Here is a 13,943-nt window from a genome sequence, read left to right on the forward strand (position 1 = left end):
ACCGACCACTCGTAAGGCTCACTTACCCGACTCCTCCCCCCTGAACGCAGACGGTCTGTCACTCTGTCCGTGGTGAATCCCCGCACCATGCCGTGAGCGGTCAGGAGCGTCACCGTGAGGACATCAGCAGCCGCGGGCAAGGACGGGCCGGTAGCGCGCACACCGGCCCGTACGCCCCATGCGACGACCGGCCCCGGTGGCGCCGACGGCCCGCCCACAGCCCGCACCAGCCTGCCCGGCGACGCCCGCGCGCCCTCGGCCGCCCGCCGGTTCGTCCGTACGGTCCTCGCCGGCTGGAACGCCCACGCCGTGGTCACCGACGATGCGACGCTGCTGGTCAGCGAGCTGGTCACCAATGCCGTCGTGCACGCCGGCACCTCCGTCGACCTGGAGTGCCGGCTCGACCCGGCGCCCGGCGGCAGCCTCGTCGTCGAGGTCACCGACCACCACCCCGCCCGCGAGCTGCGGGCCCGCCCCCGCCAGGGCTGCGGCGACCGCGACGGCCCGGCCCACGGCGGCCAGGGCCTGCGCCTCGTCGCCGAGCTGGCCGAGACCTGGGGCACCGCCTACCGCCGCACCGACAAGACCGTCTGGTTCCACCTGCCGACCAGCCCCGCCGCCCACAGCACCGGCACCCTCTCCGAACAGGCCCTCCTGCGCGACCTGCGCGTCGCCGAGATCCTCGCCCCCGGCGCCGGCGAGCCGGCCGCCCGCCGCACCGGCGAGCGCGGCAGCAGCCACCGCGCCCTGTCCTTCCTCGCCGAGGCGTCCGAACTGCTCGCCGGCCAGTTCGACGAGGACATGGTGGCCTCCCTCGCCACCCAGCTCGCCGTCCCCCGCCTCGCCGACTGGTGCGCCGTCTGGCTCGACGCCGACGGCGCGCCCGGCCCGATCCGGCCCGTCCCCCGCCTCGCCCGCGTCTGGCACGCCCGCGAGAGCCGCATCGAGCCCCTCCGCCTCGCCCTCCAGCGCACCCCGCCGGTCCTGCCCGCCGCAGGCCACGCCGTCCCCTGGCCGCACGGCCCGTCCGGGCGGTGCGGCCAGGACGGCACGCACCGCCCCGACGCACCCGACGGCACCGCGCTGGCCTGCCGCCTCGTCGCCGGCGGCCGCGGCATCGGCACCCTCCTCCTCGGCCGCAGCGCCCCCGCCACCATGGCCGACGACGTCGCCTGCCTCGTCGAGGACTTCGCCCGCCGCGTCGCCCTGGCCCTCGCCTCGGCCCGCCAGTACACCCGCCAGGCCACCATCAGCCGCATCCTCCAGCGCGGCCTGCTGCCGCGTGGCGTCGCCGAGATCCCCGGCGTCGAGAAGGCCGTCGTCTACGAACCCCGGGGCGGCGCCTCCGCCGGCGGCGACTTCTACGACGTCTTCGGCGCCGGCCACGGACGCTGGTGCTTCGCCCTCGGCGACGTCTGCGGCAGCGGCCCCGAGGCCGCGGTGACCACCGGCTTCGTCCGCCCCTGGCTGCGGTTGCTGGCCAAGGAGGGCTACGGCGTCGCCGACGTCCTGAACCGGCTCAACCGGCTCCTGTGCGAGGAGGCCGCGGAGGCCGCCGAGAGCGGCACGTCCCCCCGCTTCCTGTCCCTGCTCCACGGCGAGCTCGTCCCCCACGCCCAGGGCATCCGCTGCACCCTCGCCAGCGCCGGCCATCCGCTGCCGCTGCTCCTGCGCCCCGACGGCACCGTGCGGCCCGCCGCCGCGCCGCAGACCCTGCTCGGCGTCGTCGAGGACGTCGGCTACGGCAGCGAGACCTTCGACCTGACCCCCGGGGACACACTGCTGTGCGTCACCGACGGCGTCACCGAGCGCAAGTCCGGCAACCGCCTCTTCGACGACGGCGACGGCCTCGCCACCGCCCTCGCCGGCTGCACGGGCCTGACGGCCGAGGACGTCGCCGGGCGCATCCGGCGTGCCGTCCACGGCTTCTCCCGCACGCCCCTGGACGACGACCTGGCGCTGCTGGTCCTCCGCGCCACCTGAGCATCTCCGGCGATGCCGGACAATGGACCCCATGCCTTCCGTACTGCCTGACGGCGAGCCCATGCCCGAGGACGGGGCACTGCCCCGCCACGCCCTCGACGGCTCCGGGCAGCGGCCCCTCGGCTTCTACCTGCACGTCCCCTACTGCGCCACCCGCTGCGGGTACTGCGACTTCAACACCTACACCGCGAGCGAGCTGCGCGGCTCCGGCGGCGCCCTCGCCTCCCGCGACAACTACGCCGACACCGTCGCCGAGGAGATCCGGCTGGCCCGCAAGGTGCTCGGCGACGACCCGCGGCCCGTCGAGACGGTCTTCGTCGGCGGCGGCACGCCCACGCTCCTGCCCGCCGCGGACCTGGGCCGGATGCTCGCCGCGATCCGCGACGAATTCGGCCTCGCGGAGGGGGCCGAGGTCACCACCGAGGCCAACCCCGAGTCGGTCGACCCCCGCTACCTGGAAGAACTGCGGGCCGCGGGCTTCAACCGGGTCTCCTTCGGCATGCAGAGCGCACGCCAGCACGTCCTGAAGATCCTCGACCGCACACACACCCCCGGCCGCCCCGAGGCGTGTGTGGCCGAGGCCCGCGCCGCCGGCTTCGAGCACGTCAACCTGGACCTGATCTACGGCACGCCGGGAGAGAGCGACGACGACTGGCGCGCCTCCCTGGACGCCGTCGTCGGGGCCGGCCCCGACCACGTGTCGGCCTACGCCCTGATCGTCGAGGAGGGCACGCAGCTCGCCCGGCGCATCCGGCGCGGCGAGGTGCCGATGACGGACGACGACGTGCACGCCGACCGCTACCTGATCGCCGAGGAGGCCCTCTCGGCCGCCGGCTTCGCCTGGTACGAGGTCTCCAACTGGGCCACGAGTGCCGCCGGGCGCTGCCGCCACAACGAGCTCTACTGGCGCGGCGCCGACTGGTGGGGCGCCGGGCCCGGCGCACACTCCCACGTCGGGGGCGTGCGGTGGTGGAACGTCAAGCACCCGGGCGCGTACGCGCAGGCCCTCGCGGAGGGGCGGTCGCCGGGGGCGGGGCGCGAGGTCCTCTCCGAGGAGGACCGCCGCGTCGAGCGCATCCTGCTGGAGCTGCGCCTGGAGGAGGGGTGCCCGCTGTCGTTGCTGAAGCCGGCGGGGGCCGCGGCGGCGGCGCGCGCTCTGGCGGACGGGCTGCTGCAGCCCGGCCCGTACGAGGCCGGACGTGCGGTCCTCACGCTGCGGGGGCGGCTGCTGGCCGATGCGGTGGTGCGGGACCTGGTGGACTGAGGCCCGAAACCGGGGGCTCCGCCCCCGGACCCCCCGTCCTCAAACGCCGGACGGGCTCACCTTGAGCCCACCGGCACCGTCACGAAATCGATCAGCTCCTCCACCCGCCCCAGCAGCGCCGGCTCCAGGTCCCTGTACGAGCGCACGCCCGAAAGGATCCGCTGCCAGGCGGCACCGGTGTTCGGCGGCCAGCCCAGGGCCCGGCAGACGCCCGTCTTCCAGTCCTGCCCCCGCGGCACCCGCGGCCACTGGGCGATGCCCACCGACGACGGCTTCACCGCCTCCCACACGTCCACGTACGGGTGGCCGACGACCAGCACGTCGTCGCCCGTGACGGAGGCCGCGATCCGCGACTCCTTCGTGCCGGGGACGAGGTGGTCCACGAGCACCCCCAGCCGTGCGTCCGGGCCCGGCGCGAACGAGCGGACGATGGCCGGCAGGTCGTCGATGCCCTCCAGGTACTCCACCACCACGCCCTCGATGCGCAGGTCGTCACCCCACACCCGTTCCACGAGCTCCGCGTCGTGGCGGCCTTCCACGTAGATGCGCCCGGCGCGTGCCACACGCGCCCGCGCGCCGGGGACGGCGATGGATCCGGAAGCCGTCCGTGCGGGGCCCTGCGGGGCGGCCGTGGAGGGGGCCGGGCGGACGAGGGTGACGACGCGCCCTTCCAGCAGGAAGCCGCGGGGCTCCATGGGGAAGACGCGGTGCTTGCCGAAGCGGTCCTCCAGCGTCACCACCGGCCCCTGCGCCGTCTTCTCGCAGCGGATCACGGCACCGCAGAAGCCCGTCGTGACCTCCTCCACCACGAGGTCCACCTCCGCCGGCACCTCGGGCGCGGGAGCGCTCCGCTTCCACGGCGGGGTCAGATCGGGTCCGTAGTCTCTGCTGCGCATGCGCGCCATTGTGGATCACGACGGTGGATCACGACGGGCCGAACAGGTCCGCCAGCGCGTCCCGCTGCGCCCGTACGAAGGCGGCGTCGACCACCGCCCCGTGCCCCGGCACGTACACCGCGTCCTCGCCGCCCAGGGCGAGCAGCCGGTCCAGCGCCGCGGGCCAGGCGTGCGGCAGGGCGTCCGGGCCGGCCTGGGGCGCGCCGGACTCCTCGACCAGGTCGCCGCAGAAGACGACCTCGGGCGCACCGCCCGCGCCCGCCACCAGCACGGCCAGGTCATGGGCCGTGTGCCCGGGCCCCACGTTGGCCAGCAGCGCGCGCCGTCCGCCGCCCAGGTCGACCGTCAGCTCCCCGGTGACCGGGTGGTGGGGGATCACCAGCAGCTCGACGGACTCGGCCGCGACCTCCGGGTCCAGGCCGTGCCGCACCGCGTCCCGCCGCAGCCCGGCGCGCTCGCGCTGCATCAGCTCGGCCACGCCCACGGCACCGTGGACCTGCACGCCCGCGAACGCCGCCGTGCCCAGGACGTGGTCGAAGTGCGGATGCGTGAGTGCGATATGCGTCACGGGCAGCCCGAAGAGGTCCTGCACCTCGCGCCGGATCTCCACCCCCTCGCGCAAGGAGGAGCCCGTGTCGACGACCAGGACCCCGTCCGCCCCCGCGACGGCGCCCACCGTCGCGTCCCAGCCCGGCAGCCGGCGGCGCGCGACACCCGGCGCGAGCTGCTCCCAGCGCGCCCCCGCAGCGCCGGAATCCCCGTGATTCTCCATACCGCGACGCTAGCCGCAGAGCGGTACCGTTGCCTGCCCGGGTCGCTGCCGGTGGCTCGCGGTGAGGGCGGCCCTTGCCCTGGCCGTGGGGCCCGGCCGTACACTGGCTGAAGGGTTCTGGCACTCGTGACCTTTGAGTGCCAAGGGCGCGGACGCTGTGAGCCGCACAGCCCGCCGGACCCCGCAAGACGGTTTTGACCAACTGGACTGGAGGTGCGCGCAATGCTGAGCGAACGCAGGCTTGAGGTGTTGCGCGCCATCGTTCAGGACTACGTGGGCACCGAGGAGCCCGTCGGCTCCAAAGCCCTCACCGAGCGGCACCGCCTCGGGGTCTCCCCGGCCACGGTGCGCAACGACATGGCCGCGCTGGAGGACGAGGGCTTCATCGCCCAGCCCCACACGAGCGCCGGTCGCATCCCCACCGACAAGGGCTACCGTCTCTTCGTCGACAAGCTGGCGGGCGTCAAGCCCCTGTCGACCCCGGAGCGGCGCGCCATCCAGAATTTCCTGGACGGTGCCGTCGACCTGGACGACGTGGTCGCCCGCACGGTGCGGCTGCTTGCGCAGCTGACGCGGCAGGTCGCGGTGGTGCAGTACCCCTCGCTGACGCGTTCGACCGTGCGTCACGTGGAGCTGCTCGCGCTGGCCCCGGCCCGGGTGATGCTGGTGCTGATCACGGACACCGGCCGGGTCGAGCAGCGCATGGTCGACTGCCCGGCTCCGTTCGGCGAGACCGCGCTGGCCGACCTGCGGGCCCGGCTGAACAGCCGTGTCGTGGGGCGGCGCTTCACGGACGTGCCGCAGCTGGTGCAGGACCTCCCCGAATCCTTCGAGCAGGACGACCGCGGAACCGTTTCTACGGTCCTCGCCACCCTGCTGGAGACACTGGTCGAGGAGACCGAGGAACGGCTGATGATCGGCGGTACCGCCAATCTCACTCGTTTCGGTCATGACTTCCCCCTGACGATCCGGCCCGTGCTGGAGGCGTTGGAGGAGCAGGTCGTGCTGCTCAAGCTGCTCGGCGAGGCGAAGGACTCGGAGATGACCGTGCGCATCGGTCACGAGAACGCCCACGAGGGACTGAACTCCACATCCGTCGTCGCCGTCGGCTACGGTTCGGGCGACGAGGCCGTCGCCAAACTCGGCGTGGTCGGACCGACCCGCATGGACTACCCCGGAACGATGGGAGCGGTACGCGCAGTGGCACGTTACGTCGGACAGATCCTGGCGGAGTCGTAAGTGGCCACGGACTACTACGCGGTCCTGGGCGTACGGCGCGACGCCTCGCAGGACGAGATCAAGAAGGCATTCCGTCGTCTCGCGCGCGAGCTGCACCCGGACGTCAATCCGGACCTGAAGACGCAGGAGCGGTTCAAGGAGATCAACGCCGCTTACGAGGTGCTCTCCGACCCGCAGAAGAAGCAGGTCTACGACCTCGGCGGCGACCCGCTGTCCTCCTCGGGCGGCGCGGGCGCCGGTGCCGGCGGCTTCGGTGCCGGCTTCGGCAACTTCTCCGACATCATGGACGCCTTCTTCGGCCAGGCGTCGCAGCGCGGTCCGCGCTCGCGCACGCGCCGCGGCCAGGACGCCATGATCCGGCTCGAAGTCTCCATGACCGAGGCGGCCTTCGGCACGACCAAGGAGATCCAGGTCGACACGGCCGTCGTCTGCACCACGTGCAGCGGCGAGGGTGCGGCCCCCGGCACGTCCGCGCAGACCTGTGACATGTGCCGCGGACGGGGCGAGGTCTCGCAGGTCACGCGGTCCTTCCTGGGCCAGGTCATGACCTCCCGTCCCTGCCCGCAGTGCCAGGGCTTCGGCACGGTCGTGCCGACCCCGTGCCCGGAGTGCGCCGGCGACGGCCGCGTGCGGTCGCGGCGGACCCTGACGGTGAAGATCCCGGCAGGTGTCGACAACGGCACCCGCATCCAGCTCGCGGGCGAGGGCGAGGTCGGCCCCGGCGGCGGCCCCGCCGGCGATCTCTACGTGGAGATCCACGAGACCCCGCACCCGGTCTTCCAGCGTCGTGGCGACGACCTGCACTGCACGGTCACCATCCCGATGACGGCGGCCGCGCTCGGCACGAAGGTGCCGCTGGAGACGCTGGACGGCGTCGAGGAGATCGACATCCGCCCGGGCACGCAGTCCGGCCAGTCGATCCCGCTGCACCAGCGAGGCGTCACCCACCTGCGTGGCGGCGGCCGCGGCGACCTCATCGTGCACGTCGAGGTCACCACGCCCACCAAGCTGGACCCGCAGCAGGAGGACCTGCTGCGCCAGCTGGCGAAGATCCGCGGCGAGGAGCGCCCGATGGGCGAGTTCAAGCCGGGGCAGCAGGGGCTGTTCTCGCGGCTGAAGGATGCGTTCAACGGGCGGTAGGCGCCCTCCACGCTTGACGGCCGTCCCCGGGCACGGGGGCGGCCGGTGCGTTTGTGACACGATGTGGTCATGGCTCCGTTGACCGGACTCTTCGAGCACCCGATCGTGCAGGCGCCCATGGTCGGCGGCGGCTCCACCCCGGCCCTGGCCGCGGCCGTCTGCGAGGCCGGCGGCCTCGGATTCCTCGCCGCGGGCTACAAGACCCCGGCGGCCATGTACGAGGAGATCAAGCAGCTCCGCGCCCGTACCGCCCGGCCCTTCGGCGTGAACCTCTTCATGCCGCAGCCGCCCGCCGCCGACCCGGCGGCCGTCGAGCTGTACGCCGAGCAGCTCGCGGGCGAAGCCACCTGGTACCGCACCCCGCTGGGGGAGACGGACCAGGCGTGCGACGACGCGTACGACGCCAAGCTCGCCATCCTCCTCGACGACCCGGTGCCGGTCGTCTCCTTCACTTTCGGGTACCCCTCCCGTACGACGGTGGACGCCCTGGCCGCGGCCGGTTCGGTGACGGTCGTGACCGTGACCTCGGCCGCCGAGGCCCGTGCCGCGCAGGAGGCGGGCGCGGACGCGGTCTGCGTGCAGGGCGTGGAGGCCGGCGGCCACCAGGGCACCCACCGCGACGATCCGCACGCGGACGGCGCGGGCGCGGGGGCCGGCCTGCTGCCCCTGCTCGCCGAGGTCCGTGCGGCGGTGGAGCTGCCGGTCGTCGCGGCGGGCGGGCTGATGCGCGGCGAGCAGATAGCGGCGGTCCTCGCGGCCGGCGCCTGGGCCGCGCAGCTGGGCACGGCCTTCCTGCCGTGTCCGGAGTCGGGCGCGCACGACCTGCACAAGCGGGCCCTGACCGACCCCCGTTACGTGGGGACCGAGCTGACCCGGGCCTTCTCGGGCCGCCCGGCCCGAGGGCTGGTGAACCGTTTCATCCGGGAGCACGGCCCGTACGCCCCGGCCGCCTACCCCCAGGTCCACCACATGACGTCCGGCCTGCGCAGAGCGGCCGCCGCGGCGGGTGACCCGCAGGCGATGGCCCTGTGGGCCGGCCAGGGCCACCGGCTGGCGCGGACGCTCCCGGCGACCGGGCTGATGGCCCTGCTGGTCGCCGAACTGGACGCGGCCCGCGACTCCTTGAACCACTGAGACCCCGGGGCGCGCAAGCCCGCCCCACCGAAGCCCCCCACCGCAGCACCGAGAGAGCGAGTACGTCATGACAGCGCCGGTCTTCCTCGTCGAAGAAGACTCCCTCACGGGCGTCTTCCCCGGCACCGTCTTCCCGCTGGACGGCCCCGAGGGCCGGCACGCGGTCTCGGTGCGGCGGCTGCGGGTGGGCGAGGAGATCGTCCTGACGGACGGCCACGGCACGGGCGTCCACGGCACGGTGGCTGCCGTCGAGGGCAAGGACCACCTCGACGTCTCGGTGACCTCGGTCCGTTCCGAGCCCGAGCCGCGGCCGCGCATCACGGTCGTGCAGGCGCTGCCGAAGGGCGACCGGGGCGAGCTCGCCGTCGAGACGATGACCGAGACCGGCGTCGACGCGGTCGTGCCGTGGGCGGCCTCCCGTTGCGTGACGCAGTGGAAGGGCGACCGCGGTCTGAAGTCGCTCGGCAAGTGGCGGGCGACCGCCCGCGAGGCGGGCAAGCAGTCCCGCAGGCTCCGCTTCCCCGACGTCGGCGACCTCATGACGACCCGGCAGGTGGCCGGGCTGCTGGCCGGTGCCGCCTTCGCCGCGGTCCTGCACGAGGAGGGCAGCACGCCGCTGGCCACGGCCGAGCTGCCGACGGAGGGGGACATCGTGCTGGTGGTGGGCCCGGAGGGCGGCGTCTCGCCCGAGGAGCTCGCCGCGTTCGCGGAGGCGGGTGCCCACCCCTACCGCCTGGGCCCGAGCGTCCTGCGCACGTCCACGGCGGGCACGGCCGCGGCCGCGCTGCTGCTGGGCCGCACGGGCCGCTGGGGCTGAAGCCCGGCCGGGCAGGCGCGCCCGGTGCCGGCCACGGGGGAGACCGGTGCCGGGCGCGCCCCGTTTCAGGGGGTGGGCGCGTACGCCGACCGGCAGGCGGCGTAGGCGGGCAGGATGCCGGCCCGGCGCGCCTCCTCCAGCGTGGGGGCCGCGGCGTCCTTGGCGGACAGCAGGGGGACGCCCGCCTCGTCGGGCCAGTCGATGCCGAGGGCCGGGTCGAGCGGGTGCACGCCGTGCTCGCGCTCGGGGTGGTAGCCCGTCGAGCAGAGATAGATGACGGTCGCGTCTTCGGTCAGGGCCAGGAAGGCGTGGCCGAGCCCGGCCGAGAGGTACACGGCGTGGCGCGAGGTGTCGTCCAGGCGCACGGTCTCGTACTGCCCGTAGGTGGGGGAGCCGGTGCGCACGTCGACGACGACGTCGAGGACGGCGCCGCGCAGGCACGTGACGTATTTGGCCTGGCCCGGCGGGACGTCCGCGAAGTGGATGCCGCGCAGTGCGCCGCGGCGGGAGACGGAGCAGTTGGCCTGGGCGAGCTCCAGGGGCGCTCCGGTGGCGGTGAGGAAGTCCGGCGCGCGGAACCACTCGTGGAAGGCGCCGCGGTCGTCGTGGTGGACGACCGGTTCGTGGATCCAGGCCCCGTCGATGGTCAGCGGGCGCATGCCGGGCTCCTCGGGTGGTCGCTCACGGGGGTGGTGAAGGCGGGGAAGGCGTCGTGCAGGGCGGTCCGCCAGTGGCGCAGCGGAGACAGCCCGGTGGCGTGCCAGCCCTCGTGGCCGAGGACGCTCCAGGCGGGGCGGGGGGCCGGCCGGTTCAGGTCGGCGCTGCCGATGGGCGTGACCAGCGCCGGGTCGGCGCCCGCCAGCCGGTACACCTCGCGGGCCAGTTCGTACCAGGTGGTGCGGCCGCCCGCGGTCGCGTGGAGGATGCCGGGGCGGGCGGGGCCGGTGCCGAGGGCCAGCAGGCGTGCGGCGACGTCCCGGGCCCAGGTGGGCTGGCCGTGCTGGTCGTCGACGACCCGCACCTGCTCGCCGGCGCGGGCCCGTTCGGTCATGGTGCCGACGAAGGTGCGGCCGGCGGCGCCGTAGAGCCACGCCGTCCGGACCACCGTCGCCCCGGCCGGGTGTCCGGTCAGGGCGGCGCGCTCGCCGGCGAGCTTGGTGCGGCCGTAGGCGGTGCGCGGTGCCGGGCGGACATTCTCGGCGTAGGGGGTGCGGCCGGTGCCGTCGAAGACGTAGTCGGTGGAGACGTGCAGCAGCCGGGCGCCGGTGTGCCTGCAGGCGCGGGCGAGGGCGCGCACGGCGGTGGCGTTGACGGCCAGGGCCCCGGCCTCGTGGGCCTCGGCGCCGTCGACGTCCGTCCAGGCGGCGCAGTTGACGACCACGGAGGGGCGCAGCCCGGCGACGGCGTCGGTGACCGCGTCCGGGTCGGTGACGTCCAGTTCGTGGCGGGTGAGGGCGGTGGTGGTGTGCGCCGGCAGCAGGGCGCGCAGTTCGCCGCCCAGCAGGCCGCCGGCGCCGGTGATCAGCCAGCCGCTCATGCGGCCGCCGCCGTCGGCCACCAGGAGCGGTGGTCGCGGTACCAGGCCACGGTCGCGGCGAGTCCCTCGTCGAAGGAGTGCACGGGTGCGTAGCCGAGCTCGCGGTGGATCTTCGACCAGTCGACGGAGTAGCGGGCGTCGTGTCCCTTGCGGTCCTCCACGTGTTCCACGCGGTCCCAGCCGGCGCCGCAGGCGGCCAGGAGCCGGCCGGTGAGCTCCTTGTTGGTGAGTTCGGTGCCGCCGCCGATGTTGTAGACCTCGCCCGGGCGTCCGCCGTCGAGCACCAGCCGGATCGCACGGCAGTGGTCCTCGACGTGCAGCCAGTCGCGCACGTTGCCGCCGTCGCCGTAGAGCGGCACGGTGTGCCCGTCCAGCAGGCGGCCGGTGAACAGGGGGATCAGCTTCTCCGGGAACTGGCGGGGGCCGTAGTTGTTGGAGCAGCGGGTGATGCGGACGTCCAGGCCGTGGGTGCGGTGGTAGGCGAGGGCCATGAGGTCGGCCGCGGCCTTGGACGCCGCGTAGGGGGAGTTGGGGGCGAGCGGCTGTTCCTCGGTCCAGGAGCCCGTGGTGATCGAGCCGTACACCTCGTCCGTGGACACCTGCACGAAGGTGCCGATGCCGGCGCGCACCGCGGCCTCCAGCAGCGTCTGGGTGCCCAGGACGTTGGTGGAGGTGAACTCCGTGCCGTCGGCTATGGACCGGTCGACGTGCGACTCGGCGGCGAAGTGCACCACCGCGTCGTGCCGGGCCGTCAGCTCCCCGACGAGCGCGGCGTCGCGGATGTCGCCGTGCACGAACTCAAGGCGCGGGGCCTGCTGCGCGGTGGGCAGGTTGGCGCGGTGGCCGGCGTAGGTGAGGGCGTCCAGGACGGTGACGGCCGAGGGGCCGGCGGGGTCCGCCAGCAGGCCGTGGACGAAGTGGGAGCCGATGAATCCGGCACCACCGGTAACGAGCAGTCTCATCGAGGTCTTTCGGGGTCTTTCGCGAATCGTGCCGGCTGTGGGGCGGCGCTCAGGCGGCGATGTGGATGCGGCTGTGGTCGCCGAGCACCAGGCGGTGTCCCCGCGGTGCCTCGGCGACGCCCGTCACCTGCACGGACCGGCCGATGAGGGAGTCCTCGATGCGGCCCGCCCGGTCGATGCCGGCGCCCCGGAGAATGATGGACGACTCCACCTCGCTGCCGGTGATCGTGCAGTCCTCGGCGACGGAGGTGGAGGGGCCGATGCGGGAGTCGCGCACGACCGTGCCGGCGCCGATGACCGCGGGGCCCACGATGCGGGAGCGCTCGATCCGTGCGCCGCGTTCGATGCGGACCCGGCCGATGATCTTGCTGGTGTCGTCGACCTCGCCCTCGACGCACCGCTCCAGGCCCTCCAGCACCGAGCGGTTGACCTCCAGCATGTCGTGGGCGTTGCCGGTGTCCTTCCAGTACCCCGTGATCGTCGTGGCGCGGATGGTGCGTCCCGCGTCGATCAGCCCCTGGATGGCGTCGGTGATCTCCAGCTCGCCGCGCGCCGAGGGCGTCAGGGCGGCCACGGCGGCGTGCACGGCGCTGGTGAAGAAGTACACGCCGACCAGGGCCAGGTCGCTGCGCGGCGCGCTCGGCTTCTCCTCCAGCCGCACCACGTCGCCGTCCGGGCCGAGCTCGGCGACCCCGAACGCCCGCGGGTCGTCGACCTTGGTGAGCAGCAGCCCGGCGTCCGGGCGCTGCGCGCGGAAGCCCTCGACGAAGGCGGTGATCCCGCCGACGATGAAGTTGTCGCCGAGGTACATCACGAAGTCGTCCTCGCCCAGCCAGTCGCGGGCCACCGAGACGGCGTGCGCGAGCCCCAGCGGGCGTTCCTGCGGCAGGTAGGTGACGCGGGCGCCGAAGCGCGAGCCGTCGCCGAGCGCGGCACGGATCTCGGCGGCGGTGTCGCCGACGACCACGCCGATGTCGGTGATGCCGGCCTCGACGATCGACTCGATGCCGTAGAACAGCACCGGCTTGTTGGCGACCGGCACGAGCTGCTTGGCGGCCGTGTGGGTGATGGGCCGCAGCCGGCTGCCGGTGCCGCCGGCCAGGACGAGGGCCTTCACCGTGCACCGCTTCCCGCGGGCACGGCCGGGGAACCGGTCGTCTCCCGCACGATCTCCTCCACCAGGGCGAACTGTGCACGCTGGGTGCGGTGGGTCAGCTCGACGACGCGGGCGGCGTGCTCGGCGGTGGAGCACCACAGGCGCTGGGCCACGACGAAGCGGCCCTTCTCGGGGACGAGGACCAGGTCGGGCCAGGGCGACGGGGCGTCGGCCGCGGCCTTGGTGATCGCCGCGTCCAGCTTCGCGTCCAGGTCCGTGTCCCAGCCCCGGGGCGTGCTGAACTCCGCGGTGGTGCGCAGCCGCGCGAACCAGGCGCGGGTGTCCGCGGCGGCCGCGGCCCGGAAGGCGGCCTCGTGCCGGCCGTCCTGCAGCTCCCGCAGCACCGCCTGGGCGTGGCGGGGGTCGTCGAAGGACGCCACGGGCAGCCGGTGGCGCAGCGGGGTGGCGAAGCGGCGCGTCCCGGGGTCGTCGAAGAGCTCGGTGGTGCGGTCCTGCGCGGTGGTGAACACCGAGCCCGCGTCGGCCAGGCGGAGCCACAGGTCCCAGTCCTCCAGGCCGTAGCCGGCCCGCCAGCCGCCGACCCGTTCGGCCAGCCCGGCGCGGTGCGCCACGCGCGAGGGCTCGAAGACGGGGCCGAGCACCTGCAGTTCGGGGTGCCAGCACAGCCCGAACGCGTCGGAGACGGAGGTCACCTCGTCGTTCCGGTTGCGGCACTCGAAGCCGGTGGCGACGAGCTCGCCGCCCTCCTCGAAGAGGGAGAGCACCACGGCGAGGTGGTTCTCGCGCCACACGTCGTCGTGGTCGATGTAGGCGATGTACGCGCCGCGGGCCAGGGCCAGGCCCTCGTTGCGGGGGCCGCTGGGGTGCCCGTGCCGTGCGGTGCGGACGAGGCGGATGCGCCGGTCCTGGTGGGCGGCGGCGCGCACCCAGTCCTCGGTGTCGTCGGTGCTGCCGTCCGACATGACCAGCAGCTCCCAGTCGGTCACCGACTGGTTCCGCACCGAGTCGAGCGTGCGCACGATGGCCTCGGAGCGGTTGTAGGTGGGGCAGATCACCGACACCAGGGGGCGGGAACCGGTCAC

The 13,943-nt window shown here is 74.3% G+C and carries 13 protein-coding genes; 6 read left to right on the forward strand and 7 right to left on the reverse strand.

Annotation, left to right across the window (positions count from 1 at the left end; all coding sequences use genetic code 11):
• The first annotated feature begins 114 nt into the window (after nt 1-114).
• Nucleotides 115-1,983: a SpoIIE family protein phosphatase gene (locus tag IE182_RS14285; protein ID WP_190110161.1), complete on the forward strand. Its 1,869-nt coding sequence runs from the start codon at nt 115-117 to the stop codon at nt 1,981-1,983.
• A 31-nt stretch (nt 1,984-2,014) separates the two neighbouring features.
• Complete coding sequence (gene hemW / locus IE182_RS14290) at nt 2,015-3,247, forward strand: radical SAM family heme chaperone HemW (protein ID WP_190110162.1); 1,233 nt, start codon at nt 2,015-2,017, stop codon at nt 3,245-3,247.
• 56 nt (nt 3,248-3,303) lie between these two features.
• On the opposite strand, the gene IE182_RS14295 is transcribed toward hemW, so the two are convergent.
• Together IE182_RS14295 and IE182_RS14300 are read right to left on the reverse strand one after the other, a co-directional pair.
• Nucleotides 3,304-4,143, reverse strand: a complete 840-nt coding sequence (locus IE182_RS14295; protein WP_190110163.1) for a DUF3097 domain-containing protein — start codon at nt 4,141-4,143, stop codon at nt 3,304-3,306.
• A gap of 28 nt (nt 4,144-4,171) precedes the next feature.
• Complete coding sequence (locus IE182_RS14300) at nt 4,172-4,915, reverse strand: MBL fold metallo-hydrolase (protein ID WP_190110164.1); 744 nt, start codon at nt 4,913-4,915, stop codon at nt 4,172-4,174.
• Nucleotides 4,916-5,137: 222 nt separating this feature from the next.
• Between IE182_RS14300 and hrcA the strand changes: the two genes are divergently transcribed.
• The 4 genes from hrcA to IE182_RS14320 all read left to right on the forward strand — a co-directional run bounded on the left by hrcA (nt 5,138) and on the right by IE182_RS14320 (nt 9,245).
• Nucleotides 5,138-6,154, forward strand: coding sequence for a heat-inducible transcriptional repressor HrcA (gene hrcA / locus IE182_RS14305; protein ID WP_190110165.1), 1,017 nt, complete (start codon nt 5,138-5,140; stop codon nt 6,152-6,154).
• Nucleotides 6,155-7,294 carry a molecular chaperone DnaJ gene (dnaJ, locus tag IE182_RS14310; protein ID WP_190110166.1) on the forward strand — a complete coding sequence of 380 codons (1,140 nt, stop codon included), beginning with the start codon at nt 6,155-6,157 and terminating at the stop codon, nt 7,292-7,294.
• 69 nt (nt 7,295-7,363) lie between these two features.
• Nucleotides 7,364-8,428: a nitronate monooxygenase gene (locus IE182_RS14315; RefSeq protein WP_190110167.1), complete on the forward strand. Its 1,065-nt coding sequence runs from the start codon at nt 7,364-7,366 to the stop codon at nt 8,426-8,428.
• 67 nt (nt 8,429-8,495) lie between these two features.
• Complete coding sequence (locus IE182_RS14320; protein WP_190110168.1) at nt 8,496-9,245, forward strand: 16S rRNA (uracil(1498)-N(3))-methyltransferase; 750 nt, start codon at nt 8,496-8,498, stop codon at nt 9,243-9,245.
• Nucleotides 9,246-9,310: 65 nt separating this feature from the next.
• Here IE182_RS14320 and rfbC read toward each other — a convergent pair whose 3' ends face one another.
• From rfbC to IE182_RS14345, 5 genes are read right to left on the reverse strand one after another with little or no spacing between them, the layout of a single operon-like run.
• Nucleotides 9,311-9,904: a dTDP-4-dehydrorhamnose 3,5-epimerase gene (rfbC, locus tag IE182_RS14325; protein WP_190110169.1), complete on the reverse strand. Its 594-nt coding sequence runs from the start codon at nt 9,902-9,904 to the stop codon at nt 9,311-9,313.
• Nucleotides 9,892-10,782 (reverse strand): dTDP-4-dehydrorhamnose reductase, encoded by an 891-nt coding sequence (gene rfbD / locus IE182_RS14330; protein ID WP_190110170.1) that lies wholly within the window; start codon nt 10,780-10,782, stop codon nt 9,892-9,894. The genes rfbC and rfbD overlap by 13 nt, the downstream gene beginning before the upstream one ends.
• A complete protein-coding gene (rfbB, locus tag IE182_RS14335; RefSeq protein ID WP_190110171.1) occupies nt 10,779-11,744 on the reverse strand; it encodes a dTDP-glucose 4,6-dehydratase in 966 nt (321 codons plus the stop codon). The genes rfbD and rfbB overlap by 4 nt, the downstream gene beginning before the upstream one ends.
• A 49-nt stretch (nt 11,745-11,793) precedes the next feature.
• Nucleotides 11,794-12,861, reverse strand: coding sequence for a glucose-1-phosphate thymidylyltransferase (locus IE182_RS14340; protein ID WP_190110172.1), 1,068 nt, complete (start codon nt 12,859-12,861; stop codon nt 11,794-11,796).
• The gene (locus tag IE182_RS14345) at nt 12,858-13,943 is read right to left on the reverse strand and encodes a glycosyltransferase family 2 protein (RefSeq protein ID WP_190110173.1); all 1,086 of its coding nucleotides are present in this window, start codon (nt 13,941-13,943) and stop codon (nt 12,858-12,860) included. Before IE182_RS14345 ends, IE182_RS14340 begins: the two co-directional genes overlap by 4 nt.

Origin of the sequence: Streptomyces cinnamoneus (assembly GCF_014650495.1) — a bacterium.
GTDB lineage: Bacteria > Actinomycetota > Actinomycetes > Streptomycetales > Streptomycetaceae > Streptomyces > Streptomyces cinnamoneus.

Excerpts from the sequence above, each read along its gene's own strand:
- rfbC (WP_190110169.1), bottom strand. The coding sequence starts at position 9,904 with ATGCGCCCGCTGACCATCGACGGGGCCTGGATCCACGAACCGGTCGTC.
- hrcA (WP_190110165.1), top strand. The coding sequence starts at position 5,138 with ATGCTGAGCGAACGCAGGCTTGAGGTGTTGCGCGCCATCGTTCAGGAC.
- rfbB (WP_190110171.1), bottom strand. The coding sequence starts at position 11,744 with ATGAGACTGCTCGTTACCGGTGGTGCCGGATTCATCGGCTCCCACTTC.
- IE182_RS14315 (WP_190110167.1), top strand. The coding sequence starts at position 7,364 with ATGGCTCCGTTGACCGGACTCTTCGAGCACCCGATCGTGCAGGCGCCC.
- rfbD (WP_190110170.1), bottom strand. The coding sequence starts at position 10,782 with ATGAGCGGCTGGCTGATCACCGGCGCCGGCGGCCTGCTGGGCGGCGAA.
- IE182_RS14300 (WP_190110164.1), bottom strand. The coding sequence starts at position 4,915 with ATGGAGAATCACGGGGATTCCGGCGCTGCGGGGGCGCGCTGGGAGCAG.
- hemW (WP_190110162.1), top strand. The coding sequence starts at position 2,015 with ATGCCTTCCGTACTGCCTGACGGCGAGCCCATGCCCGAGGACGGGGCA.
- IE182_RS14295 (WP_190110163.1), bottom strand. The coding sequence starts at position 4,143 with ATGCGCAGCAGAGACTACGGACCCGATCTGACCCCGCCGTGGAAGCGG.
- IE182_RS14320 (WP_190110168.1), top strand. The coding sequence starts at position 8,496 with ATGACAGCGCCGGTCTTCCTCGTCGAAGAAGACTCCCTCACGGGCGTC.